The following is a 24168-nucleotide window of genomic DNA, read 5'->3' as shown; positions in this document are numbered from 1 at the left end:
ACGCCTTCTTTCCTTTTGATTGTTTGAATTATACGAATTCATAATGTAGGGAAAGGTTGAGTCGGAACTTAGGCTAACGCTCACTCGGGTTTTTCATAATCTTATTGGAATCCGGTTTTTTGAAGGGCTGCACAAATTGTCTCAAAAAGCCCTTGGGGAATTCAACATCTCCCAAACCCGTGCTTTCCGGCCATTCCTTCCCCATCGGATAATAGGTGCCGAAAATCATGTCGATAAAGGGAAAGTGAATGGCGAAGTTCTTGTCATAGGCAGCCGGATTATCGGAATGGTGCCAATGGTGAAATTGCGGTGTCACGAAAACGTACTTGAACCAGCCAAAATTTATCCTGGTGTTCGAATGGGCCAAAACCGCTTGAAACGAAACGATAACAATGTAAGTCGCGAAAACGGAATAACTAAATCCGCATATGTAAATCGGAATAAAGGATATCGCCCGAACCGCAATCAAATCTACGAAATGGGTTCTGGAGCCTGCCAACCAATCCAAGTGTTGGGTGGAATGGTGAACGGAATGGAATCGCCACAAATAGGGAATTTTATGAAAAATGTAATGCCCGGAATACTGGAACAAGTCAGAAACAAGTAGCGCCAAAAAGAGTTGTGGAATAAAGTGAATGGATTGTACTGCGCTCTGCACGCCTTCCAAACCGATATTTTTAAATGCCAATGCAGCGGGCAATTGTACCAAAACGCCCGTTACCTGTATCAATAAATGACTGATTACAAAATAAATCAGATCTGTTCGCCATTCGGGGTGAAATTTGGATTGGTCTTCACGCTTCGGCAAAAACAGCTCGATAGGAATGAAAATCACTGTAGAAATCAGGATATCCAGCAAAAGCCAGTCCAGCCCAAGTGAAAACGCCTTTGATTCGATCACTTGGCTCTTCCGGTAAACCCGTGCCCAGTACTATGGTCGCGGCAAGAACAAGTGTTGCTATAAAACCGTATTTGGTGGTTTTGCTCAAGAGTACGCTGGTAATGGCAAAGCCGAACGACACGGTAAGTACGCCAAGTAAGGTCCACTTTACGAATTTTGGGGTGTACAGGGCACGAAAATCCGCGGTGGTAAAGAATTCCGGAAAGTAGGCGCAGATAACCGCCCCTAAAGAAAGAATCGCTAAAAAAATGGCGATGTACCCACTAATTTTCCCTTCACCGATTTGAAGTCTTTTGTTGTTGTTCATAGACAATGGCATTGTTTCGGGTTGCCCTTGGGGTTGAATGATCGTTGCTATTACGATCTATCCGTAAAAAGTAACAGTTCGGTAGTTATTTTTTCTTCTTCAAGAAGAGACGTCCCAGATTTGCAACGTATTTAATAACGCCCAAGGGTAGAACAAATTATAATCAAAACAAAAAAACCGATAACAACAACTTCCCGCCTTTGCGAGAAGAAGCCCAATAGTGGGCATGTTAAGTCAAGGTCCGGAAATAATCTTAAAATAATCCAATCATGAAAAAAGCGATGCTCATAACAACCATTTTAATTTCAGCATTGGCGTTTGGCCAAGACCAGTATTCGAAGGGCATGCAGAAGGCATTCGAGATTTGGGGCGAAGGCAAGCCTGCCGAGGCCTCGAATATGTTCGAACGCATTGCAACGGCCGAAATGGATAATTGGCTACCGTATTATTATGTGGCTTCTATCAATACCATACTCTCGTTTGGCGAAAAAGATCAAGAAAAATTAGCCAGACAACTAGAGAAGGCTCAAGAGTTTGTCGATTTGGCCAAGGCAATTTCACCGGACAATCCCGAAATTTTAGTACAACAGGCCATGATACATACAGCCTGGATCGCATCTGATGGTGCTACGTACGGAATGACCTTATCCGGAAAGATAGTCGCCCTTTATCAGAAGGCACTGCAATTGGCCCCCGATAATCCTAGGGTTGTTTTTTCAAAGGCGGAATGGGATATGGGTTCCGCACAGTATTTCGGGCAGGATACCGCCCCTTTCTGCAAAGACGTAAAACGTTCCTTGGAACTTTTTGATACCTTTAAACCTGAGTCGGATTTTCATCCGAATTGGGGAAAAGAGCGCGCTAAGGCCACTTTAAAAAATTGTGCTGAATGAGTAAAAATCGATTTTTAATTGAAATTTTTAGGGCATTTGCCGTTGGTACCCTTATTTTTTTATGCTTTTTGGGGTACGATTATTTCACCGATAGGGTGCTCTTCCAAAACAGGGTAGCGGACATCTGGAAAGAATATTATGTCAATTTGGTCTATTCGACCATCCTGTATATGGTGAATATGTCCTGGTTCTACTTTCTTCTAAAGAAATGGGATAACTACTTATATACCTACAAACGGATGGCAATTGCCATCATGGGTAATTTGATATTGTCGGTTATCGGGGTGTTTATTGCCCGATTTACCGTTCTAACCGTTTTCTTTGATTGGTCTTTTCAGCGGGTTCTCGATTCGCAATCGGTCGACAGCTACCAGCAATCCGTTGTTATCGCCTTGGGTGTCGCATTGATATTTTATGCCATTTACTACTACAAATACCGGCAGGAAACTAAAGTAACAGAACAAAAGATTATCGCAAGTACGGCCTCGGCGAAGTTCGATGCTCTAAAGAGTCAATTAGACCCCCATTTTCTTTTCAACAGTCTAAATGTACTAACAAGTTTGATAGAGGAAAATCCGTATCAGGCCCAAAAATTCACCACTTCACTATCAAAGGTGTATCGCTATGTGTTGGAGCAGAAGAACAAGGACTTGGTTACCGTAGATGAGGAATTACAATTCGCTAGAACCTATGTGCGATTGCTTAAAATGCGTTTTGAAGATAGCATTGTGGTCGATATTCCAGAGCACTGTAGCATTCCGGAAGCGAAAATCGTTCCATTATCATTGCAGCTTTTATTGGAAAATGCCGTAAAGCACAACGTGGTTTCGGAAGGAAGGCCCCTTCACTTGACCGTTCGGGAAGAGGGTGGCATGTTGGTGGTGAGCAACAATCTACAGGAAAAACAGGTCGTTAAAAAAAGTAGTGGTGTCGGTTTGCGCAACATAAGGCAGCGTTATGCCATTTTAACCGATAAGGAGGTGAATATTGTCAAGACCGAAGCGGACTTTAAGGTGTTTCTGCCCATGTTGACCAGGACAACATCGAGAACCGAAACGCAGAAAATATACTTGGAAGGCAAACGCTATGAAAAAGCCAAAGAAAAGGTAGAGAACATTAAGGGCTTTTATGGGAATCTGATCTCATACTGCTGTGTCATTCCGTTTTTAGTGTTCCTGAATTACCGTACGACAGACTTCCCATGGGTGCTGTTTCCCATATTCTTTTGGGGCTGGGGCGTTGTTTCCCACGGGATGCAAGCCTTTGGGTATAACCCTTTATGGGGTAAACGGTGGGAAGAACGGAAAATGCGTAAGTACATGAACGATGAAAATTTTTAAATTCCACGATTCGGTAGTCAAAAACCACAATTGGGTATTTAATTTTTCTAAAAAGTGCGGTTAATGCGGAAATTTGAATCAAATAATAAACCGAGTACAAACAAGCCCCTGAATACAGTTCAGGACAAAGAACCGGAAACTATGGATTTTTTAGCAAATGATACGAAATACTTGAGAGCAAAGGAAAGGGTTGCTCAAGTCAGGAAATTTTACAGCAGTTTGCTGTCGTACGCCGTATTCATATCCTTTCTGGCCGGGTTGAATTACTATATTGACCAATGGGATCATCCTTGGTTTTTATGGGCAGCCTTTGGATGGGGAATTGGACTCCTGTTTCAGGCTGCGAAAGCTTTTTCATTGGAATCCTTGTTCCTTGGGAGGGATTGGGAAGCTCGAAAAATCAAACAATTTATGAACGAAGAAGACCGCACGGAGAAGTGGGACTAGAAAACGGTTCCAAGAAAAGTTACGGACTCTTTAAATCGATTTGATATGGAAAATAATATGGAATTAAAGCGCGCAAGGGCGAAAGAACGCATAAAGGAATTGAAAGGCTTTTACGTACACTTGGCCGTTTATCTAGGAGTGAACACTTTTATTACAGTGAGCAAGCTCATTAGAAATATTGGTAATGGGGAAAGCCTTAGTGAAGCATTCTTCGATATGGGAACTTTCTTTATTTGGGGTGCATGGGGAATCGGTGTGGCTTTTCACGCGGCCAAGACTTTTGGTATCAGCTTGTTTAACAAGGAATGGGAAGAACGCCAAATCCGAAAATACATGGAGGAAGACCGTCGTGAAGCGGAAAAATACAATAATCCTTTTCCTGAAGAGCGAAAACGATTGTCATGAAATTAAAAAAGGAAAACACGGACAAATATGTAAGAGCGCAGAAAAGGCTCCAAGAGATTAAAGGGTTTTACACTCATTTGGTTATATATCTCGTTATCAATACAGCCATTACGGTTTATAAAATTGTCAAGAGCATTAAGGGTATAGAGGAGTTTTGGGATTTTGGGATTTTCGCTGTCTGGTTTATCTGGGGATTGGGACTTTTATATCATGCCTAGGAAGTATATTCCTTCAACCCTTTCTTTGGGAAAACTTGGGAAGAAAGACAGATTAAAAAACTTTTGGAGAAAGAATTATGAAATCGAAAACCGAGCGATTGACAAAATATGAACGGGCAAAAAAACGTGTGGCCCGTATCAGGAAATTTTACAACCACGCTACGATTTATGTGGTCGTTACGATAATCCTTTTTCTATTACGCCATGAATTCACGTTTATACTGTTGAGTAAAAGGGCGTTGGGAAACCCCGAATTTTTAGAGTGGATCGATTGGAACGTTTATGGGACCGCCATCGTTTGGGGTGTCATTCTCGCTATACACGGTATTACGGTCTTTAGCAAACCCTTATTCGGTAAGAGCTGGGAAGAACGACAATTGAAGAAATTTATGGAGGAAGAGGAACGCCGAACCCAATAAGGCATGTTACACAACAGAAACATATATGTTCCGGCCTGTCCTGACTGACCAAGACTATTATACAATGTAATTGAATTACCGATCCAAAAGGGATAAGAATAACAAGTAAACCTTAACCAGATAAATAGCGACTACACATGAATGTACTGATAATAGAAGATGAAAAACCAGCCGCAAGGAGACTGTCCAGACTTTTGGAAGAATTGGATGTTACCGTATCCACCATGTTGCATTCGGTAAGTGAGGCTGTCGAATGGTTTCGAAATAATGATCATCCGGACCTCATATTTCTAGATATTCAGTTGTCGGACGGGCTCTCTTTCGAAATTTTCGAGGCTGTTGAGGTGCAAAGTGCTATTATTTTCACCACGGCCTATGACGAATACGCGCTTCAGGCCTTTAAATTGAATAGTATCGACTATTTATTAAAGCCTATAGACGATGAGGATTTGGCCACCGCGGTAAAAAAATATAAAAACCTAAGACCAACATCCCAAAAATTGAGTTTAGATTTTGACGACATCAAGAAGTTATTGGTGAATCCTATGGAACGGGAATACAAAAAACGATTCACCGCAAGGGTAGGGCAACACCTCAAAATCATCAATGCCGATGAGGTAGAATGTTTTTTTAGTGAGAACAAAGGCACCTATGCCGCAACTGCCGATGGGAGAAATTACCTCTTGGAAACCACTTTGGAGAATTTGGAAAATGAACTGCAACCCAAAATTTTCTTTCGGGTGAGCAGAAAATTCTATGTGAACATCAACCATATAAAAGACATCGTTTCCTATACGAATTCGAGGCTTCAAATCAAGCTAAATCGATTTTCAGATCAAGAAATCATAGTAAGCAGGGAACGAGTAAAGGACTTTAAGTTATGGTTGGAATAAATTGAATTAAATAGCTGATTGAATGATGTTTAATAGTAGTAATAGATTTTCCTTATACATCATTTTTTACAAAAAAATCACTCCTTTTCAACTCTGTTTTCGTCAAATGAGGACGGCAATAGCTTCGGAATCAATTTAATGAAAATAGGGAGCATTACGGCTCCTCCTGGGAGAATAAAAATAGCCAAAGAGGGAATACTTTTAAAAATGTCTATCAACTGATTTTGAATTTTTTTTCGCTCTTCGGAAGTAAGGTCTTTAGTAGCCGATTTTGAAATAAGGTAGACCAGTTCTTTGCTCTCGGAAAGTTCTTTCTGTAGTCGTTTGCTATTTCTTAAGATGAGCTTATTAACCACTTTGGCCATGCTATCATAAAACTGGATTGCTAGATTTTTGCCTTTCAAAAATGGAATAACTGCCGAATTTTTCGCAAAAAAGGAGGTGATTTCCTCGAGGGAACGACCTATTTCCTTTTCGGAGAATCCCAGATCTTTTCCTATTCCATAAATATATTCCGATTCCTGGTAATCCAACGATTTATCTTCCCAAACAGTGAGGCACGCCATATCTAAAAAATAGTGGTTTTCCCAGACCAAATGGTTTTCGAGGACTTTTTTCCGATATGAACCATCAAAATTTTCCTTGGTAGCGTCGATAAAGGTCAAAGAGGCCTCAAAGAGCTGTTCAAGACGTTTATCGCTCTGATTTTTCTCCTTTGAACTTAAAGCGTGATATGTAACGTTAATGGCAATATACTCCAGTTGTTGCCCGTGTTTCCGAATTTCTTCAGGCTGGTTTAGGTATCTTTTGAATAATAGAATGTCAATGAACAGCAACGAATTGGTAATGATGCTGTTAAAGGTTTTACTAATTACATTATCTTCTAGGTATACTCTTGAATCGACTAGTTTTTCAAGTTTTGCGGCCGTACTCGTGCCAGAGAGAAGTTTTGCCCATAAAGACTCTTGGTTTACCCTCAAATCCATGTAAAACCTGAATATCCTATTCAAAAAAATGGCAAAATCGGTTTCCCCGGTTTCGATGGTAAACGTAAAATAAAGTGAGGTCAGTAGATTTATTTTGGCATTTTCGTCCTCGGTAAGGGTATGCTCCGGGACTATGAATTCGGGTATTTGGGTGTTGATACCGTACACAAAACCTATTTTCTTCATCCCGTCGTAAAGCGCACCAAAATCCTCATAGGCGCTGATGTTATCCTTGACAAGGGAACCGTATTTGTTGATCCAGCCGGATGCTGATGGGTTCATGGGTTTTGTGGTTGACTTTAAAATCCCAAAATTACTATAATTAAAGGAGTTGCAGGTAGCCAAATGTCCGCTTTTAAGCATCCCAAATACTTTTGCTCGAAAATGACATTAGGAATTGTATTACTAAGAAGTAAGAAAATACATATTATAGCGTTACTTTTGTGTTACCTCCGATACGGGCATCTATTTTCTTTAACATTATTTTAACATTTTAATTAAAACCTGTAAATCTTTGTTACGTAGGTAGGGGTGTTACTAATTTAATTTAAAAGGAAGTACGATGAAAAAAACAAAACTCTTACTCGGGCTATCGCTATTGGCAGTCGTGGGAATTATTATAGTCGCAGCCGACCATATTGATGCGCCGGGTGTTGCTGGTGATTCTGCGGACATTGCCGATTTTTATGCCTTCGAACCCTCCGAAGGTTCAGACAACACTGTATTTATCGTGGATTTACAATCTAACGTGATGCCGGATTTAGCCTATGGTACTTTCGATGAAGACGTCCTTACGGAAATAAATATCGACACCAATGACGACCTTGTTGAAGATATGGTCATTCAAGCCATTCCAAGAGACGGGAAAATGTACTTTTTCGGCCCGGCGGCTCCTTCTGCTACTGGTTTGACCGGTACGGTATTGGTCGATTCCCCATTGGGTTCGGTCGATATTTCGGGCAGCGCCGCTATTACCGAAACAACGGACGATGGTGTTCAATTGTTCGCGGGTCCTAGACAAGATGCTTTCTTTTTCGATTTTGTTCAGTTCAATGCAGTAGTCACGGGCATGGCGCCTCTAGGTTTTAATGCCGAGGCCGAAGCTACCGATACTTTTGACGGTGCGAACACCATGTCGATAGCTATAGAGATTCCTAACAGTATGTTGGGAGAAACAACTGCGGTTAATGCGCTAGGTATACCAGTATATAATGCGTGGGTAACGACAAACATCAAACAATAAAGAGCAATTTTTTAAAGAGATAAATAATGAAAACATACAGATTAAAAAATATAATCTTGTCCGTATTTACACTGGTTGCCTTGGCGGCATGTAATAACGACGACAATGATGTTGCAGTCGTACCGACCTGTAGCGATGGCATTATGAACGGAGACGAAACGGGCATTGACTGTGGCGGCACCTGTGAACCATGCGAAACCGAAATGATGGAACCCGATTTTTCTGGCACCTATGCCCAGGCTGACCATATGGGAAGACCGGGAATTAATACCGTACTGAGTAATGCCGGTATCAAGGATGCACACAATGTTACGATCGTATCTGAAATGCAAGCAGCATTTCAAGGTCCATTCTTGGATCAAGCCGTAGCCTTGCACGCAGCCTTTGGCGTTGAATATGAGAACAATATTTTAGGATTGGATGCAACAACATTGACTTCGGTTTTGGCCGATGATGTTTTAGAAGTGGCTCCTGAAAATGTTACCACTTATTTTCTTCCGGGAGAAGACGTAGATGAGGACGGAAATGTCCTGAACGATCCAGCTGTAATCGCTTTAACAGGTAGAACCCCCCAAGACGACGTTATTGACGTCTCTTTGATTCTTCTTTTCGGAGGAATGGACGGAATTCGTTTCAGTGGTCAGGATACCGATGATGATGGTAATGCTGATTTACCCAGACTAACTTCCGATGGTGTCGGACTTACGGCCGATGTCTCAACTACTTTCCCTTATTTAGGAGCTCCTGAATAGGACTCCTGCTATGAGAAAGGGTTTATAATGGGGGAGGATGGCTTCCATCCTCCCTTTTTTTTAAGGATTGTTAACGATAAATTTTTTAGTATGAAGTTTTATATGATTGCTCTTATGGGTGTCCTATTGATATCGTGTGGCCACCAGACAGAAAATCGTATCACCGATAAAAAGGATTACGACGCCTATCTAGTGTCCAAACCTTCTAAGACCACTTCAAAATACTTTGAAATTTGGAATTCAAAGATAAAACCGGATAGTATTCAGCTGATGAGTTTTGGAATAGTTGGTGGGGAATACAACCGCTACTTCAAGAATACCGGGGACATCACTTATCTTAAGAAGGCTGAAAAAGTGCTCAAAAGAGCAACTGATATAGCGGGAATCGGCAGGGCAGGATACTACAATGCGCTCGCCAGAAATTACATCTCCCAACATCGATTTAAGGAAGCGCTACAAATGGCCGATTCGGCCCATGCTACCGGAGGCAAAAAGAAGGATACCCAAAGCTTGTTGTTCGATGTGCATATGGAGCTGGGCAACTACGAAAAGGCAGAGATGTATCTCGATAGTATCAAGAGCATGTCCGACTTCGGATACCTGATTCGACAAGCGAAATGGAGCGATTACAAGGGAGACTTGGACACTACCATACGCATGATGGAAAAGGCCAAGAACAAGGCTGAATCATCAAAGAACAAGACATTAATGTTATGGTCCTATACCAACTTGGCCGATTACTATGGTCATGCTGGAAGAATAGAGGATTCGTATCGGCACTATCTAAAATCATTGGCCTTAGATGACCAAAACGCTTACGCTAAAAAAGGAATCGCCTGGATCGTTTTCTCGTATGAGAATAACCCTAAGGAGGCCCTACGGATTTTGGACTCCGTTACCAAAAATCACAAAGCTCCTGATTACTATTTGCTCAAAGCGGAAATTGCAGAGTATATGAACGATGAGAAAAGTAATCTGAAAAACCTTGATAAATACTTTAAACAAGTACAAAATGAAGATTATGGCGATATGTACAATGCTTACAACATTGAACTCTATTTGAATCAAACGCAACAACATGAAAAAGCGATCAAACTGGCTCAAAAAGAGGTGAACAATAGGCCTACACCGGAGTCATATAGTCTATTGGCATATAGTTTGCTCAAAAACGGCGAGGTAGCCGAAGCAAAGAAATTGGTCGATACCCATGTCATAAATAAGACTTTTGAACCCGCAATTATGTACCGTGTCGCTGAAATTTATAAAGCTGCCGGTGAATTGGAAAAGGTAAAGCAAATTAAAAACGAATTGGTCGAAGCCTCCTACGAGCTCGGCCCCCTTATGGCGGCGGATATTACGGCGCTCTGAGGAAAAAGCATAGTGTAGGTTGATTTTAGTTGATAGAAGCACTACGATTGGGGAATCGTGGTGCTTCGCTTTTACAGGGCGAACGAACACAAGTACATTTGTTATTTCAATAATTTCCTTAGGAGTACGGGTAGTAGCAGCAAATCAAGTACCAACGCAGTCAATAAGGTCACACTGACCAATAGTCCTATCGTTACACTGGGCAGGTGTTTTGAAAAGAGTAGGACCAAGAACCCCAAGAATAAGGTCGTAGTAGTAATGACCAGGGCTCTTCCCGTTTCAGCGAACGTAATCGCTATGGCCTCTTCCTTGTTCTTACCATTGTTAAGACCTACCTTATAACGCCCTAAGAAATGAATGGTATCGTCTACCGCAATACCGAAAACGATGGCAAAGACCACGGAAATGGTCGCCTCGAGCGGAATATCCAAAAAACCAAGCAAGGCCGCTGCAAAAAGTAGGGGCAACAGATTGGGCAGCAGGGAAATCAATAGCAATTTCAGGTTTTTAAAGAGCAATACCATGATAAGGGCAACCAGCACCAAGCCCATCAAAAGGCCTTGAATTAAACTGTCTTTCACATAGAACGCATTTTTGTCGAGTAGTATCCCCGTTCCGGTCAGCTTGAAAGTGGCTTTGGTGCTATCTGTTTGCGTAGCGATAAAGGTATTTAAGCCTTGGTATACCCTCGTGATGGTATCAAGGCCTACATCCAACACTTTTGCAGTTATCCGTGTTTTGGTTTCATCGGTATTCACGAATTTGGCGTATTGTTTTCGAGCGCGTTTTTTTATTTCCCTTTGATAGCTTAAAAAAGTGTCCTCCTTTTCGGGTAAGATGAAAAAATCCGATTTGTTCAGGTTATTCGCCTTGTGCACTCCTTTGTAGAGTGTATTTACCGATTGTACATTTTGTATGGGAGCGATGGCCTTCATCCGCTGAACTACCTTCTCGATTTCTTGGGAAACGGCGAAGTCGTTTACCTTGTAATTCCCTTTTGTGATTACGGCAACTTCCAAGGGGCGAAAGCCGGCGTAATGCTCCTGGAAAAACTCAAAATCATTGGCAATGGCACTGTTTTTCGGAAAACTATCCTGAATCTGGTAGTTGGTGTTTATTTGCGTCATTCCAAAAACGCATATTCCCGTAAAAATTAGACTCCCCATCAAAATAGGTGTAGGGTGTTTTTTGGTAAACCTATTGATCGAGGCCATTGCCAAAGACCACCTTTTGGTTCCGGCGCTTCGCTGGTCTTTCGGCAACAAATACTTTTTATCGGTTAGCAAGAGTACCGAACAGCTAAAGAAGATGATGGTCACGAATGCGACGATGACCCCTAAGGCCGCATCAATACCGAAACCACTCACACTACTCGATTTAGAGGTGAGCAACGAAGCAAAACCGATAGCCGTGGTGACCGAGGTGAGCAGGGTTGAAACACCCACCTCCCGGAGCGCTCGCTGCATGGCCAGCCCCTTTTCCAGGCCGCCTTGCAACTTACCGAGGTAATCATCCATAATATGCACCACATCAGATGTACCGACAATCAAGAGTAAAATAGGGTAGAAGGCCGCTAGAACCGTGAGCTCTTTCCCCAATACAGATAGCAATCCTAAAAAGAGCAACAGGGCCAAAAGAATTGAAAAGAGGGCAATGACAATGACCCAGACGCGTCTATATACCAAAAAAAGCACCAGAAAAACCAATAGGGTAGCAGAGATTGTGGTAAAGGCCAGTTCTTCCTTTTGCATATCGACCAGCGCTTCATAAAAAAACGTACGTCCGAGCAAATGATAGTTTCCGAATCCATTTTCCCTCAGTCGTTGGCGAACCGCGGTAAGCAGTTCCCTGCTCTGCATGTAATTAAGACCATCTTCCGTTTCCAAAGCAAGGACCAATGAGGTAGCATCTTCATCGATCAATGAATTGATAAAGAGACCGTCTTCCTGAATTTTTTTCCAGTCAGCCTCGTACTTTGTGGCATCACCAATATTGATGACGGGTAGGCGAATATAGCCCATGCCGGTCTTTAAGGGATAAAAGACTGTGGTAAGCGAAAGGGATTCGGTTACATATGGTAGGCTCTTGGCATTTCGAGAAAACGAATCGAAGGTTTTTAAAAACCGTTTCTCGAAAACCGAAGAGTCGTGTGTTACCGCAACCAGTAGAAAATTGTCGTCCGTCCCGAAATCTTCGATAAATTCCTGATAGAATACAAGGTCTTCATCGCCCTCGGGAAAAAATTGGCTAAAATCAAATGAGAATTTTAGTTGCAGTAGTGAAGCGCCCGCGAGTACGCCCAAAACAAGAAAAATGGCAACGATCGCCTTTTTCGCAGCAAATATTTTTTGCATTCAAACTAAGATTGTCGATTCTAGGGCGGTAATTTAACCAAATATGGCCAACTTTTGGGTATCCTTGCCAAACAATAGTATCTTAACAGGCTTAATGAAAAAGAAAAATACGCTAATCGTCATCCTGAGCGTGCTACTGCCTCTTTTGGTTTTGGCACAGAAGAAACCGAAAAAAGTACGGGACTCTACCAAAAATCTAAAGATAACCGCCCTTCCCGTTGTTTTTTACACACCGGAAACGGCGCTCGGTTTTGGCGGTCTCGGGCTAGCGACCTTTCGGTTAAACAACGAACCAAAGAGCACTCGACCCTCATCGGTGCAATTGGGGGTAAGCTACACCACTAAAAACCAATTGCTCATCTTTGCGCCTTACGAGATCTATAAAGACGAGGAGCGTTGGCGTATCGTAGGGGAGTTGGGGTACTATAAATTCTTCTATAATTTTTTCGGCTTGGGTATCGATTCCAATGAAGATGATGAGGAGGTTTATGAGGTCGACTTTCCCAGGGTACGCTTAAATGTATTACGGGAAATCTTTCCTAGGTTCTCTTTGGGTCTGGGTTATGAATACGATAGGTTCAGTAATCTTCAAATAGTTGAGAACGGTACTTTGGACAATACGGTTGTTGCCGGCAAGCGCGACGGGACCGTGAGTAACCTAGGGGTTCTGGCATTCTACGATACGCGCGATAATATTTTCTTTCCTACCAAAGGTTGGTTTTTACAGGGAAATCTTTTTACTTCCTCAAAATTAATCGGTGCCTCCTTCAACTATACCAAATTCGAATTGGATAGCAGGTTTTACCAAAAAGTGGGTAAGAAACAAGTACTTGCCGTGAATTTGTTTCTAGCGAATAGCAGCAAGAACACTCCTTTTTACGATTTGTACTATTTAGGAACTAAACGAACCCGAGGCTTTGCCAACCGCCGTTTTCAGGATAATGCCGAACTAAGTTTCGTTACTGAATACCGCTTTCCCATCAAAGGGCGTTTCGGGGGCGCTGTCTTCGGTTCAACAGGTACCGTGGCCCCGGATTTGGGCAAGACCTTTTCTTCAAAATACAGAAATGCCGCCGGGCTAGGGTTACGTTATCTAGTGAACAAGCGGGATGGCGTTCGTATTCGTGTTGATTACGGCCTTACCAATGAAGGTGGTAATTTCTACTTTACCATAAAGGAAGCATTTTAAAGTTCGATCCAGTTGTCGAGATCTAAGGTCCAATCGTAGTTTTTATAAGTAATGTCGATGCCTTTCGTCGTTGGGATGATACCTTGCTCCTTTAAAATGTCTTTTACACCACTCTTGCATCCGAAATCGCCCCTGAACCAATTGAATAGCGAGGTAACGGCAACTTCATTTTGGTCGGCCTTATAGTCCGATGTTTCCTTCAAATAGCGTTCCGTACCCTTGGCGAACTGTTTGTCAACACGGTCTGCGGTATAAATAGCCACCGGCGGACAGTCTTTCGCCCCGCAGTTCAAAGCGAAATGAATACGGTAATCACGCTCGTCTACACGCAATTTGCGTTCAAACTTATTGGGAAACCATTTGCGTATCAGTCCCAGGCCCAATGGCCATTGCGATTTTCGGATGATACCGTGTTCTATTTTACCAAAGGAGACCATTTCCCCGGCAATCGGAATCTGCTCCTTCCCGAAAAATTCCTGCCTGTCATCGTAAAGGTCTGGATTTTCCGATAGAATCACCTGAATGTATCCGTTATAAATATTCACCCAAAATGCTAGTTTTTGATTATCGGTTTTTAAACCTTCTTCCAGCGCTTTTAAGGTCGTATTGGATAATTGCTCCCTTATGCTTTGCGTATCCTGCTTTTCTTTGGCACGCTTCAGAAATTCTACCGATAGTGCATTAAAATCTTCAATTTTCATTTTTCCTTCTTGTGCTACTGATAAGATGCTGGCGAAACAAAGAAAAATCAAGATAATTCCTACTTTTAAGTTAGATGAGCTCATTTGTGTTAGTTAAGATTCGTACTATTGTGATATACGTTCGTATGAAATAAAGGTTTGGTCGTTATTTTATAAGAACCTTTCCGGTAAAATTACGTATATGAAAGAGGATAGGATAGTCTTATTGCTACGAATGCGAGCTATTAGCAAAGAATAAGAGGTTTATTTACATGATCAGTATCATTATACCGGCGCACAACGAAAAAAGAAACTTAGAGGAACTGTTACCTCTTCTTTCAGGAAACGGCCATGACGGCGCTTATGAAATAATTGTAGCGGAATCTTGTAAAAGCGCAGATGATGTTGATGAGATGGCCGCATTACCGTTCGTACGATTCTTAAAATGTCAAAATCAGGGTAGGGCCGCGCAAATGAACGAAGCGGCTAAAGTAGCGAAAGGTTGCATTCTCGCTTTCTTACACGCCGATGTGCGGCCACCCAAAACCTTCCTGTCCGATATAAAAGCTACTATAGATGCTGGATTCGAATCGGGATTTTTTTCCTATCGATTCGACAAGAAAAATAAATTACTACAGATTAACGCTTCGTTCACCTCAAAAGATGGCATATTTACCGGTGGTGGCGATCAATGTCTTTTTATCAAAAAAGAAGTTTTCAACGCTTTGGGAGCATTTGATGAAAAGCAGGTACTCATGGAGGATTTTGAATTTTTCGACAGAATGAAAAAGAACAAAGTATCCTATAAGATCATTAAAAACGATTTGGTGGTTTCCGCAAGAAAATACGAACAAAATTCGTACGTAAGGGTGAACCTTTCTAACTTACTTTTGGTAGTTTTGTTCAAGTTGGGATATCCTCCCAAAAAATTAAAATCCCTTCACAATAGACTTATCCGCGCCTGATATCGTTCCCCATTCTAAAATGCGAAAAACCTTTAATGGAATTCAGCAAATAGGAATCGGGGTTGCCGATGCAAAAGCTGTTTTTAATTGGTACCGTAAACATTTGGGTTTTGATATTCTTGTTTTCGAAGATGAGAGCAAAGCCAATCTAATGACCCAATATACCGATAATACAGTACATAATCGCTATGCCATGCTAGCCATGAATATGATTGGCGGGGGCGGACTAGAAATTTGGCAGTTTAAGTCGCGCGAGCCAAAGCCTCCCGTTACCCCTATTTTATTGGGCGATTTGGGCATTCATACGATGAAATTGCGATGTCATGATGTTAGCAAGGCATTCCAAGTCCTAACATACCTGCCGAATATTGAAATTGGCGAAATTTCTGTTACTATGGGCGAGTCGCCTACCTTGCTCTTCATTGATCCTTGGGGCAATTCGGTGCAATTGGTACAGGATTCGTATTGTTTCGACGCCAGCAAAGCAATCTGTGGAGGGGTTTTGGGAGCCATCATCGGTGTTTCCGATATGGAAATGTCGATTTGTTTTTATACCAAAATTTTAGGGTATGATATCATCGCTGAGGATCGCTCGGGCTTTTTCGAAGATTTTTCCTCAGTAGAAGGAGGAGGGAATATCTTTCGGAGAGTGTTGTTGAAACATACCGATCGAAGCGTTGGCGGATTCGGAGAATTATTGGGCCCCACGGAAATAGAATTGGTGCAAGCCTTAGATCGTGTGCCTTCGAACATTTATAAAAATAGACTATGGGGCGATTTGGGTTATATTCATCTTTGCTTTGATGTACAAGGGATGAAACTCTTAAGGGATGAAGCCAAGGCCTTAAATTATCCTTTTACCGTAGATAGCGCCAGTAGTTTCGATATGGGCGACGCTGCCGGTCATTTCAGTTATATCGAAGATCCCGATGGTACGTTGATCGAATTTGTGGAAACCCATAAGGTACCTATTCTCAAAAAACTGGGATGGTTCATAAATCTTAAAAAGCGGAACCCTGTGAGCCCCCTACCCAAATGGTTGGTAAAGGCTATGCGCATACACAGGGTCAAAAAAGATCTTTAGCGCAAAAAATGAAAATCTTCTCTTCCCGAATCAATCAGGAAGGTGTGTTCACTGTAACCGCCCTATTTTATGAAACCACTTTTTGCGTTTACCTATCAGGAGGCCGATACGGCGCCCAAGGTATACAGTTGTTCTAAATTCGGCGATTCGCTACCGCCGGCAGGTTCCAAGGTAATCCCGAAAGCCTCCGACTCGTTTGTGTTGAATAGCGCGAATACCTTGTTATCATCCGCTTCGAAGTTATCCAATAAGCCAAGGCTTGTAGGGGTGAGCGGACTTAGCTTTAAAGACCAGACCTGATATACCATTCCTTCCGGAGGTTCCGGTAGTCCTTTTGCATCTATGAATACTTTTTGCTCTTCTTTGTTCCAATAGGCTTTGGCATATGAGGTAGGGGACACTGCTTGCCCACCCAAAGGAACCACCGTAATGTTCTTGTCCCGAATGGTATTTAAAAGTTCTTGTGACTTTTCCAAGGAAGCGTCCGAATCCGCAATTTGTTGTTCTAATTGCTGATTCTCCTGATTGACCATTTCTATCTGAGACTGTAAATCCTGATTTTGGGTATAGAGATAGAATAAGCCGATAGCCAAGGCCAAAGACGCGGCCCAACCCACATACCAGGACCAATTGATATCCTTTTCCTTTAAATCGACTACTTTCGATTCTTTATCTATGTTGATTTTCTCCTTAACGATATCAAAGCCATGTGGTAGGCCCGGAGATGTGGTTTTGGTCAAAGCGAGTACAGCGGCTTCTATGGCTATGATTTCGGAAAGCACCTCCTCGTTTGCCAATGCAAGTTCGTATACCTCCAGATTTTCCTTCTCTGAAAGCAACCCTGCTACGTAGAGCTCTAAATTTCCTGACGCTATGTATGCTTTTATATCCATTGCTAAGCCTTCATATTATCCCGAAGTTGCGAAATACAGCTTCTATTTCTGGTTTTGACGGTTCCCAATGGAATCTCCAATTCCTCCGCGACTTCTTTTTGGGTGTATCCCCTGTAATAGATCATTTCTATAATTTCGAGACACTTGACCTTTAACTTCTTAATCATTTTTTTCAAGCCCCTGGTATCAACTGTAGTTTCTTCTTCAGTTGCACGATCTAAAATACCTACGAAGTAATCCGCGGATAGGTTTCGTTTTTGCTGTTTGTGGGATTTCGAGCGCACTTCGTCGATCGCGGCGTTCCGGGCAATATTAAGGATCCAAGTAAAAAATCGGCCTTTGGAAGTAGAATAGGTATCCGCTTTGTTCCAGATTTTAACGAACACATCCTGACAGATTTCTTGAGCGAGGGCGTCGTTTCGTACTATCGTATTGATAACACCACATATATTTTCGGCGTACATGCCGTGTAGTGTTTCAAAGGCGGTAATATCTTTTTCTTGAAAGCGTTGAACTAAAGCTTCGAGATTCATAATTTGGTTAGGTTAGTGGATGAAATTAAAAAAAAAGCCGCTATTAAAGCGGCTTTTTTAACAATTTATTTAACCTATTGAATAATACCGGTACAACTTACCCTCGCTCCGGCATCGCCACTGGGTTGCGATGTAAAATCATCTACACCTTGATGAACGATGACCGCCTTACCAACAATGTTCTTATTGCTGTCATCACAGCCAATACACCACTCATCGGTCGAAAATTCCACCTTGGCATTGCCTTCGGCATCCGCCACAAAGTTGCCGATATCCCCTTTGTGATAGCCTTCTTCAGCACCCCATTTGCCATGAGGGGTATTCGTCGGGTTCCAATGCCCGCCAGTCGATTTTCCATCCGCAGAGGAGCAATCGGCCTTCTCATGAATGTGTATGGCATGTTCACCTTCGGAAAGTCCCGATAGCATTGCGGTCATAGCGACGGTTCCATCCTCCTCCGAAAAGGTAACATCGCCTTTTACATCGCTATCACTCTTAGGTTCCATAGCGAATTTTATGGTTTCGGCCTTAACTTCCTGTACTACTTCTTTGGCCTCTTCCATCATTTCATCGGCGGCTTCTTTTGTTTCTTTTTTTGCTTCTTTGCAGTTGTAAGACGTGGCTATAAGTAGTCCCATTACCGCAAGTTTAATCGTTTTCATAAGTGTTTCATTTTAGTTCATTCCCGTCCAGGATACTTAACCTTAAAGTCCGTGAGAAAGAGAATATGTTTGTTAGTTTCCTGAAAGTTACATAATATTTAAGGTCATCACAAGCTACATGCTCAAAATGGTTTTAGCATTTGTCTGCGGTCGGTAACTCCTCGCTTTAAGTTTTCGCAGAGTACGAGTGATTTATCAATGCGTGTTTGTGAGGTGGCATACCGTGATATCGCGTAGATTAATCCACGTTTTGCCCCATCGGTAAGTGCTTCGAAAATTTTAAGGGCGCTATGGTCACTGCCGAAAACGGCCTCTAATTCTTCCGGGACTTCTACACCGTATTTCGAATCGTCTTCGAAGAACTGTAACTGAAAATAATCGTTTGGAAAAATCCCCAATTGTTTTTGATACCGCTTACCGAACATCATATAGTAGTTGCCGTTTCGCTTCTGTAGCGCGGCATGAAAGAAGAGTTCTTTTCCTTCAAACATCGCTTTTGCCTTTACACGTTTTATGTTTTTTTCCAAAAAGGGTTGAATAATTTCAAGGGGAAGTAGCAGGGAATAATAGCTTCCCGTAATTGAAATTTCAAAAATCGGACTTTGTAATTTATTTTTCTTTTTTTCCATTTGGCATAAAAGATGGAGCGATTTATCCAATTAAAGATACGGATGTTCTTTAAAGGTTTTCTTTAAAAGCACAACACCGGTCTTCCATTACCGAGTAGTGTTGTTACAAGGGGGTCTTGCGGGCACCGCTGCCCATAGGTATGCACGTATTTCATAACGATCGGAAATCGACATCAGTGTAATGAATACGGATGTCGGGAAAACTATGGGTTACCATAATTTGAAGCACAGTGTTAGGATTCCATAAGGTTGGTAATTACTTGGGTTTCGCTATGCAAAGTCCTATGAACCGGACATTTATCTGCAATTTCTAAAATACGGGCGGTTTGCTGCTCATCGAGGGCTCCGGTAAGTTGTATTTCGCGCGTAAAGGTGTCGATTTTTGCGGTATCCGATTCACAGTTTTCGCAGTCCGCCGCATGTTCTTTGCCATAGGACGTATGTACCTCAATATGTTCCAAAGGCCAACTTTTTCTTCTTGCGTACATTTGAACGGTCATGGCCGTACAGGCCGACAAACCTGCAGAAACCAGTTCGTAGGGTGATGGGCCAAAATCGTTGCCCCCGAAAGAAGTAGGCTCATCGGCCGTCATGGCGTGGTTTCCGACCTTCATGGCAGTCGTAAAGCCATCTTGTGCGCCCAAACCGGCAATTACTTCATGCTTGGATTGTAATGGCGTAGTCTCCGGAATGGCCACATAGCGCCGCGCCCAACCAGCTATAACCTCCCCGACATAAACGGAGTCTTTTTTGTTCATCAGCAAATGATCGGCACCATCTAAGGAAACAAAGCTCTTGGGGTGATGCGCGGCGATATAAATTTCCTCGGCATTTTTAATGCCTACAGTAGTATCTTGGGGAGAGTGCATGACCAGGAGGGCCTTTCGTAAATCCTTTGCGGTTTTTTGCAACGATTTCGATTCGAGATCCTCTAAAAACTGTTTTTTGATGGTAAAATCCCGACCGCTTAGATTGACAACGGCCTTTCCGCTGGTCGCTATTTCGTTCAGATCGCTTTTGAACAAATGCTGTACGTGCTGTGGATTCGATGGAGCACCGATGGTCGCCACGGCCTTGACCGAAGTCACCTCCGCAGCAGCGAAAAGCACCGCCGCACCACCGAGCGAATGCCCGACCAAGAGGGTAGGAGCCTCGTAATTTTCTTTCAAATAATCGGCAGCCGCAATCAAATCGTTAACGTTACCCGAAAAGTTGGTGTCCTCAAAATCGCCTTCGCTTTCACCCAGCCCGGTAAAATCGAAACGTAAGACCCCAAAGCCCTTAGCGGTCAGGGCCTTTCCGATGTTCTTTACCGCGGAGAGATTTTTATTACAGGTAAAGCAATGCGCAAAAATGACGAAGTTATGTGGGTGTTGATCAAGCGGAAGTTCTAATCTGCCGACCAAACGCTGTCCTTCGTTATTCTGAAATGTGATTTTTTGTAAATTCATCAGCATCTATTTTTTGAAACCAAAAAGCTTGAAAAGAATTTGCCCCTAAAAAAGGACTATCGATTTACTCTCTTTTCTTCTTCCTTAGATCCGGATTAAATATGATAATACCTACTAATCTATCGAAATTACCACTTTCGGTATTTATTTTAATGTACCCGGCTTGTAACGAAAGGTTGTTCGTTACGTTCGCCCCAAGTCCTATAAACGTCCAGTTTTGGTCATACACCTCGTTTTGAAAATTGACAAATAGCTCTTCATATAGGTTGATGAAGAAAATATCCGTCAAAGGTACATTTAGCAAAAGACGATAGCGCAAACGCTGCTGGGTATCCTTAGTATCGCCAAAATCGATAAAACGGTTCTCAAAACGGAAGCGATGTTCAAAGCCCAACTCCCACACCTTGTTTTTCAGTATACCATCCGCATAGATATGATGCTCGTTAATGTTCGTTTCGCCTTCTAGACTCTCTATGGTCGTATCGGTAACCAAATTCGTATATCCCAAACTTAGCAAGGCATCGGGGTTAATATGATAGTTCAATGCTGATCGCAAGACAGATTGGTTAAAACTTTTACCCTGCTCGAAATACCGAAGCTGTACTTCGGTATGTATACTAAACTTATCGGAAATCCTATTGGTACCGAAATAAGCATGCCAACTCCCTAGTTTATTTTCCTCTGTCCGTTGGGCCAAACCTAGTGTCCCAATGAAAAGAAAGAGCGTTGCGATTTTTGTTCTCATTTACTCCTTCTTGCTTCGTAAGTCGGGATTCCAGAACACTCCTATCTGCAACCGATCAAAATTAGCGCTCGGAAAGTGATTTTTTAAATAGCCGGCCTGTATACTAAAGTTGTTCGTAACATTGATGCCCAGAGCGCCATACAAACGATTTTGACCATAAACGCTTCCTTGCAGATTCAAAAAAATCTCGTCATAAAAGTTTAAGAAAAAGATATCGGTTAGCGGTAAGGTAACTTGCAAGCGATAGCGGGCACGGTGTTGCGTATCGGTTGTCGTAATATCAGCATTCAATGGGTTGTCAAAACTTAAAAAACGTTGCTCTAGACGGTACCGATGCTCGAATGAAAATTCCCAAACTTTGTTTTTAAGAATGAGCTGTTCAAATATTCTATGCTCAATTATCCTGGTATCTTCTACTAAAATATCACCGAGTACAACAACGAATTCGTCAAAATTTGGGTCCGTGTTAATGTAGGCATAACCTGCGGTGACAATGGCGTTGGAATTGATGTGATAATTTAATCCTGTGCGCAATAATAACTGATTGAAATTTTTGGCCTGTTCGTAATACCGCAATTGCCCTTCGGTATGTATGCTCAGTTTGTTGGAAATACGGTTCGTACCAAAGTACATGTGCCAAGATCCCCATTCTTCTTCTCCGGTTTCTTGCGCAAAACCCAAAGTCGTTACGAAAAGGGCAATTAGTGATATGCGTAATCTCATGTATTCGTTTTTCTGTGACCATCTTTAAAATTACCCGTGAAATGTATCGTCATAATTCGCGTAAAAAAGATGAATGATAGGTTTTTTATTTCGTTTCTGCTTGTATTTCTGTTGTTTTTCCATCGGAAATCGGCGTTCCGGCATCTTCTTTTAGATGGGTTTCCAAAAACTCCAGCACTTTGCTATACGCTTCGATTTGATTCTCTTTCTTAACGAAACCATGTCCCTCGTCTTCGAAAAGCACATATTCGACAGGAACCCCGTTCTTGCGCACTCCGGCGACGATTTCATCGGATTCTACCTGTAAGACCCTAGGGTCTTTCGCTCCTTGAAGGACAATCAACGGCTTGGTCACCTTTTCGGTATGGAATAGGGGCGAAATGGCACGCAAGCGAACCGAATCAGCGCTATTCGGGTCCCCTAATTCCAGATACAGGGCCTCTTTTTGGGCTTCCCACCATGCCGGAATGCTACGCAAAGTACGTATCCAGTTGGTCACTCCAAATAGGTTGACACCAACATCGAATTCTTCTGGCGTGTAGGTCAAAGCCGCCATGGTCATATAGCCACCATAGGAACCACCGATAATCCCAATTTTTTCACCGTCTATTTCCAGTTGCTTGGCCAGCCAATCTTTGCCGGCCACACAATCCTTTAAATCCTTATCCCCGTGATTTAAATCGTCCATTTGATAAAAGGTTTTCCCATAACCACTGCTTCCTCGGTTGTTTACGGCCAGTACGGCATACCCATGGTTGACCATATACTGTATTAATGAACTAAAGCCTTGCCGCGATTGCCCACCAGGACCCCCATGCACCCAAACCAAAGCTGGTACTTTGTTGTCTTTACTGGCCTGATGCGGCTTGTAGTAAATCGCAGGAATTTCTAGACCGTCAAAGGAGTTGTAACGAATTACTTCCGCATTGACCAAATCCTGTGCCTGTATATCCTCGTTCAGCACGTCGGTGAGTTTGGTCTGTTTTCGATTTTCGATATTGAACACATAAAGATTTGAAGGAGTATGCGAACCTCCGGCATAAAAGGTCATCATTTTTTCATCATCCGAAAATCCCACATTGGTAATATCCATATTATCTGTAGAAGGAAGATCAATAATATTACCAGTGGCAACCTCTAAAATTTCGATGGCATTTTTTGCATCTTCGTTGATATACGTGACCTGATAGGTACCGTTTTCCGTAAAATAGCTGCCCATAATATCCCAATCGCGCTCCATTACTTTCTCGCTGGTTTTTTCCGCAATATTGTATTTCATCAACTGGGCGAATTCCCCGTTTGCATCGGTGGTGTAGTAAAGCGATTTACCATCGGGAGAAAAATCTTCCGGACTATTCGCACTTTGCTGGCTGTTGATTTTCACCATTGATTTATTTTCCATATCGTAAAGAAATAAATCGGAATCGTTCGTATTGACCGGTTTGATCAGTGGGAGGTATTTTTTGTCATCCGAAAGTCCTCCGAGAAAATACCCGTCATTGTTTTGATAGAGCATTTTCGGACTAAAGGTTTCCAAATCCATCTCGTACAAGTCCGTATAGCGGGCATCCCTTTTGTTGGAAGAAAACAGAAAGGATTTCTTGTCATCGGTCCACCCATAAAAACTCGCCCTAGCACCTTCATAAGGTGTCAGGTCTTTATGGGAGCCGTCGGTATCCCTTACATAAATATGATAGATTTCGTCGCCGTTCCCATCCATCCGAAACAGCATGCGCTCGTCATTGGGGAAATAGGAAATCGCAAAGACCGATGAACTGTCCGATTCGGTTATGGGCGTCAGTTCACCACCGCTTACCGGAACAGTGTACATATTATAGATACCCGAGCGATTACTTGACAGAAGTATCTTAGATTTATCGGGCGAAAAACTGCTTCCACCGATGGCTTCGTTATCCATCATTTGCTCGATGGTATAGGTTTTCATAGTGTCGGCGATGCTGGGTTCTGCCGGTTTGTCTTCTTTACAGCCCCAAATTAGGGCGATTGCGATAATAATGACTAGTTGTTTCATGATACTTGTATTTAGTGATTGATGTTTTTATTGCTCGGTGCTCGGTGCTCGGTGCT

26 protein-coding genes are annotated in these 24168 nt (G+C 42.4%); 13 read left to right on the top strand and 13 right to left on the bottom strand.

The features are described from left to right. Positions 1 to 73: 73 nt before the first annotated feature. Together FGM00_RS19965 and FGM00_RS19960 are read right to left on the bottom strand one after the other, a co-directional pair. The gene (locus FGM00_RS19965) at positions 74 to 808 is read right to left on the bottom strand and encodes a sterol desaturase family protein (protein ID WP_236262745.1); all 735 of its coding nucleotides are present in this window, start codon (positions 806 to 808) and stop codon (positions 74 to 76) included. Beyond that, positions 795 to 1208: a hypothetical protein gene (locus FGM00_RS19960; RefSeq protein ID WP_236262744.1), complete on the bottom strand. Its 414-nt coding sequence runs from the start codon at positions 1206 to 1208 to the stop codon at positions 795 to 797. Before FGM00_RS19960 ends, FGM00_RS19965 begins: the two co-directional genes overlap by 14 nt. Positions 1209 to 1477: 269 nt before the next feature. Here FGM00_RS19960 and FGM00_RS10080 point away from each other — a divergent pair, with 269 nt between their 5' ends. From FGM00_RS10080 to FGM00_RS10050, 7 genes are all read left to right on the top strand, one after another. Next, positions 1478 to 2101, top strand: a complete 624-nt coding sequence (locus tag FGM00_RS10080; protein WP_138852788.1) for a hypothetical protein — start codon at positions 1478 to 1480, stop codon at positions 2099 to 2101. Then, entirely contained in the window at positions 2098 to 3441 is a 1344-nt protein-coding gene (locus FGM00_RS10075) for a 2TM domain-containing protein (protein ID WP_138852787.1), read from the top strand. The genes FGM00_RS10080 and FGM00_RS10075 overlap by 4 nt, the downstream gene beginning before the upstream one ends. A 63-nt stretch (positions 3442 to 3504) precedes the next feature. Next, positions 3505 to 3888 (top strand): 2TM domain-containing protein, encoded by a 384-nt coding sequence (locus FGM00_RS10070; protein WP_236262742.1) that lies wholly within the window; start codon positions 3505 to 3507, stop codon positions 3886 to 3888. 45 nt (positions 3889 to 3933) lie between these two features. After that, positions 3934 to 4293 carry a 2TM domain-containing protein gene (locus tag FGM00_RS10065; protein ID WP_138852786.1) on the top strand — a complete coding sequence of 120 codons (360 nt, stop codon included), beginning with the start codon at positions 3934 to 3936 and terminating at the stop codon, positions 4291 to 4293. Beyond that, on the top strand, positions 4290 to 4511 hold the full coding sequence (locus FGM00_RS10060; RefSeq protein WP_138852785.1) for a 2TM domain-containing protein: 222 nt from the start codon (positions 4290 to 4292) through the stop codon (positions 4509 to 4511). The genes FGM00_RS10065 and FGM00_RS10060 overlap by 4 nt, the downstream gene beginning before the upstream one ends. 77 nt (positions 4512 to 4588) lie before the next feature. Next, the gene (locus FGM00_RS10055) at positions 4589 to 4930 is read left to right on the top strand and encodes a 2TM domain-containing protein (protein WP_138852784.1); all 342 of its coding nucleotides are present in this window, start codon (positions 4589 to 4591) and stop codon (positions 4928 to 4930) included. Positions 4931 to 5067: 137 nt separating this feature from the next. Beyond that, the gene (locus FGM00_RS10050; protein WP_138852783.1) at positions 5068 to 5823 is read left to right on the top strand and encodes a LytR/AlgR family response regulator transcription factor; all 756 of its coding nucleotides are present in this window, start codon (positions 5068 to 5070) and stop codon (positions 5821 to 5823) included. A gap of 77 nt (positions 5824 to 5900) precedes the next feature. On the opposite strand, the gene FGM00_RS10045 is transcribed toward FGM00_RS10050, so the two are convergent. After that, on the bottom strand, positions 5901 to 7091 hold the full coding sequence (locus tag FGM00_RS10045; protein ID WP_138852782.1) for an LETM1-related biofilm-associated protein: 1191 nt from the start codon (positions 7089 to 7091) through the stop codon (positions 5901 to 5903). 280 nt (positions 7092 to 7371) lie between these two features. Here FGM00_RS10045 and FGM00_RS10040 point away from each other — a divergent pair, with 280 nt between their 5' ends. The 3 genes from FGM00_RS10040 to FGM00_RS10030 all read left to right on the top strand — a co-directional run bounded on the left by FGM00_RS10040 (position 7372) and on the right by FGM00_RS10030 (position 10172). Further along, a complete protein-coding gene (locus FGM00_RS10040) occupies positions 7372 to 8052 on the top strand; it encodes a DUF4331 family protein (protein WP_138852781.1) in 681 nt (226 codons plus the stop codon). A gap of 26 nt (positions 8053 to 8078) precedes the next feature. Further along, positions 8079 to 8804 carry a DUF4331 family protein gene (locus FGM00_RS10035; protein WP_138852780.1) on the top strand — a complete coding sequence of 242 codons (726 nt, stop codon included), beginning with the start codon at positions 8079 to 8081 and terminating at the stop codon, positions 8802 to 8804. 90 nt (positions 8805 to 8894) lie between these two features. Further along, positions 8895 to 10172 carry a tetratricopeptide repeat protein gene (locus tag FGM00_RS10030; RefSeq protein WP_138852779.1) on the top strand — a complete coding sequence of 426 codons (1278 nt, stop codon included), beginning with the start codon at positions 8895 to 8897 and terminating at the stop codon, positions 10170 to 10172. Between the two features lie 101 nt (positions 10173 to 10273). Here the strand turns inward: FGM00_RS10030 and FGM00_RS10025 are convergent, their stop codons facing one another. Further along, on the bottom strand, positions 10274 to 12526 hold the full coding sequence (locus FGM00_RS10025) for an efflux RND transporter permease subunit (RefSeq protein ID WP_138852778.1): 2253 nt from the start codon (positions 12524 to 12526) through the stop codon (positions 10274 to 10276). A gap of 94 nt (positions 12527 to 12620) precedes the next feature. Between FGM00_RS10025 and FGM00_RS10020 the strand changes: the two genes are divergently transcribed. Further along, complete coding sequence (locus FGM00_RS10020) at positions 12621 to 13715, top strand: BamA/TamA family outer membrane protein (RefSeq protein WP_175416213.1); 1095 nt, start codon at positions 12621 to 12623, stop codon at positions 13713 to 13715. Here FGM00_RS10020 and FGM00_RS10015 read toward each other — a convergent pair. Next, a complete protein-coding gene (locus FGM00_RS10015) occupies positions 13712 to 14500 on the bottom strand; it encodes a DUF547 domain-containing protein (RefSeq protein ID WP_138852776.1) in 789 nt (262 codons plus the stop codon). The genes FGM00_RS10020 and FGM00_RS10015 overlap by 4 nt on opposite strands. Positions 14501 to 14667: 167 nt before the next feature. On the opposite strand from FGM00_RS10015, the gene FGM00_RS10010 reads away from it, so the two are divergent. Continuing rightward, complete coding sequence (locus FGM00_RS10010) at positions 14668 to 15360, top strand: TIGR04283 family arsenosugar biosynthesis glycosyltransferase (RefSeq protein WP_138852775.1); 693 nt, start codon at positions 14668 to 14670, stop codon at positions 15358 to 15360. Between the two features lie 19 nt (positions 15361 to 15379). Next, positions 15380 to 16444 carry a VOC family protein gene (locus FGM00_RS10005; protein WP_138852774.1) on the top strand — a complete coding sequence of 355 codons (1065 nt, stop codon included), beginning with the start codon at positions 15380 to 15382 and terminating at the stop codon, positions 16442 to 16444. A gap of 95 nt (positions 16445 to 16539) precedes the next feature. On the opposite strand, the gene FGM00_RS10000 is transcribed toward FGM00_RS10005, so the two are convergent. From FGM00_RS10000 to FGM00_RS09965, 8 genes are all read right to left on the bottom strand, one after another. After that, positions 16540 to 17337: an anti-sigma factor gene (locus tag FGM00_RS10000; protein WP_138852773.1), complete on the bottom strand. Its 798-nt coding sequence runs from the start codon at positions 17335 to 17337 to the stop codon at positions 16540 to 16542. Positions 17338 to 17339: 2 nt separating this feature from the next. Next, positions 17340 to 17870, bottom strand: a complete 531-nt coding sequence (locus tag FGM00_RS09995) for an RNA polymerase sigma factor (protein ID WP_138852772.1) — start codon at positions 17868 to 17870, stop codon at positions 17340 to 17342. A 74-nt stretch (positions 17871 to 17944) separates the two neighbouring features. Continuing rightward, a complete protein-coding gene (locus tag FGM00_RS09990) occupies positions 17945 to 18532 on the bottom strand; it encodes a superoxide dismutase family protein (RefSeq protein ID WP_138852771.1) in 588 nt (195 codons plus the stop codon). A 122-nt stretch (positions 18533 to 18654) separates the two neighbouring features. Beyond that, the gene (locus tag FGM00_RS09985; protein ID WP_138852770.1) at positions 18655 to 19161 is read right to left on the bottom strand and encodes a YdeI/OmpD-associated family protein; all 507 of its coding nucleotides are present in this window, start codon (positions 19159 to 19161) and stop codon (positions 18655 to 18657) included. A 233-nt stretch (positions 19162 to 19394) separates the two neighbouring features. After that, on the bottom strand, positions 19395 to 20612 hold the full coding sequence (locus tag FGM00_RS09980) for a bifunctional alpha/beta hydrolase/OsmC family protein (RefSeq protein ID WP_138852769.1): 1218 nt from the start codon (positions 20610 to 20612) through the stop codon (positions 19395 to 19397). A gap of 64 nt (positions 20613 to 20676) precedes the next feature. Beyond that, positions 20677 to 21357, bottom strand: coding sequence for a DUF2490 domain-containing protein (locus FGM00_RS09975; protein WP_138852768.1), 681 nt, complete (start codon positions 21355 to 21357; stop codon positions 20677 to 20679). Next, a complete protein-coding gene (locus FGM00_RS09970) occupies positions 21358 to 22080 on the bottom strand; it encodes a DUF2490 domain-containing protein (protein ID WP_138852767.1) in 723 nt (240 codons plus the stop codon). It abuts the gene before it with no gap. An 85-nt stretch (positions 22081 to 22165) separates the two neighbouring features. Further along, the gene (locus tag FGM00_RS09965) at positions 22166 to 24112 is read right to left on the bottom strand and encodes a S9 family peptidase (RefSeq protein ID WP_138852766.1); all 1947 of its coding nucleotides are present in this window, start codon (positions 24110 to 24112) and stop codon (positions 22166 to 22168) included. Between the last annotated feature and the right edge of the window lie 56 nt (positions 24113 to 24168).

The sequence above is a fragment of the Aggregatimonas sangjinii genome (assembly GCF_005943945.1).
Classification (GTDB): domain Bacteria; phylum Bacteroidota; class Bacteroidia; order Flavobacteriales; family Flavobacteriaceae; genus Pelagihabitans; species Pelagihabitans sangjinii.
Note: the sequence above shows the minus strand (reverse complement) of the source record. Positions and strands in the feature narration are given on the sequence as shown.

Coding starts and splice junctions, on each gene's coding strand:
- FGM00_RS19960 (WP_236262744.1), bottom strand. CDS start 1,208: ATGAACAACAACAAAAGACTTCAAATCGGTGAAGGGAAAATTAGTGGG.
- FGM00_RS10080 (WP_138852788.1), top strand. CDS start 1,478: ATGAAAAAAGCGATGCTCATAACAACCATTTTAATTTCAGCATTGGCG.
- FGM00_RS10075 (WP_138852787.1), top strand. CDS start 2,098: ATGAGTAAAAATCGATTTTTAATTGAAATTTTTAGGGCATTTGCCGTT.
- FGM00_RS10070 (WP_236262742.1), top strand. CDS start 3,505: ATGCGGAAATTTGAATCAAATAATAAACCGAGTACAAACAAGCCCCTG.
- FGM00_RS10065 (WP_138852786.1), top strand. CDS start 3,934: ATGGAAAATAATATGGAATTAAAGCGCGCAAGGGCGAAAGAACGCATA.
- FGM00_RS10060 (WP_138852785.1), top strand. CDS start 4,290: ATGAAATTAAAAAAGGAAAACACGGACAAATATGTAAGAGCGCAGAAA.
- FGM00_RS10055 (WP_138852784.1), top strand. CDS start 4,589: ATGAAATCGAAAACCGAGCGATTGACAAAATATGAACGGGCAAAAAAA.
- FGM00_RS10050 (WP_138852783.1), top strand. CDS start 5,068: ATGAATGTACTGATAATAGAAGATGAAAAACCAGCCGCAAGGAGACTG.
- FGM00_RS10045 (WP_138852782.1), bottom strand. CDS start 7,091: ATGAACCCATCAGCATCCGGCTGGATCAACAAATACGGTTCCCTTGTC.
- FGM00_RS10040 (WP_138852781.1), top strand. CDS start 7,372: ATGAAAAAAACAAAACTCTTACTCGGGCTATCGCTATTGGCAGTCGTG.
- FGM00_RS10035 (WP_138852780.1), top strand. CDS start 8,079: ATGAAAACATACAGATTAAAAAATATAATCTTGTCCGTATTTACACTG.
- FGM00_RS10030 (WP_138852779.1), top strand. CDS start 8,895: ATGAAGTTTTATATGATTGCTCTTATGGGTGTCCTATTGATATCGTGT.
- FGM00_RS10025 (WP_138852778.1), bottom strand. CDS start 12,526: ATGCAAAAAATATTTGCTGCGAAAAAGGCGATCGTTGCCATTTTTCTT.
- FGM00_RS10020 (WP_175416213.1), top strand. CDS start 12,621: ATGAAAAAGAAAAATACGCTAATCGTCATCCTGAGCGTGCTACTGCCT.
- FGM00_RS10015 (WP_138852776.1), bottom strand. CDS start 14,500: ATGAGCTCATCTAACTTAAAAGTAGGAATTATCTTGATTTTTCTTTGT.
- FGM00_RS10010 (WP_138852775.1), top strand. CDS start 14,668: ATGATCAGTATCATTATACCGGCGCACAACGAAAAAAGAAACTTAGAG.
- FGM00_RS10005 (WP_138852774.1), top strand. CDS start 15,380: ATGCGAAAAACCTTTAATGGAATTCAGCAAATAGGAATCGGGGTTGCC.
- FGM00_RS10000 (WP_138852773.1), bottom strand. CDS start 17,337: ATGGATATAAAAGCATACATAGCGTCAGGAAATTTAGAGCTCTACGTA.
- FGM00_RS09995 (WP_138852772.1), bottom strand. CDS start 17,870: ATGAATCTCGAAGCTTTAGTTCAACGCTTTCAAGAAAAAGATATTACC.
- FGM00_RS09990 (WP_138852771.1), bottom strand. CDS start 18,532: ATGAAAACGATTAAACTTGCGGTAATGGGACTACTTATAGCCACGTCT.
- FGM00_RS09985 (WP_138852770.1), bottom strand. CDS start 19,161: ATGGAAAAAAAGAAAAATAAATTACAAAGTCCGATTTTTGAAATTTCA.
- FGM00_RS09980 (WP_138852769.1), bottom strand. CDS start 20,612: ATGAATTTACAAAAAATCACATTTCAGAATAACGAAGGACAGCGTTTG.
- FGM00_RS09975 (WP_138852768.1), bottom strand. CDS start 21,357: ATGAGAACAAAAATCGCAACGCTCTTTCTTTTCATTGGGACACTAGGT.
- FGM00_RS09970 (WP_138852767.1), bottom strand. CDS start 22,080: ATGAGATTACGCATATCACTAATTGCCCTTTTCGTAACGACTTTGGGT.
- FGM00_RS09965 (WP_138852766.1), bottom strand. CDS start 24,112: ATGAAACAACTAGTCATTATTATCGCAATCGCCCTAATTTGGGGCTGT.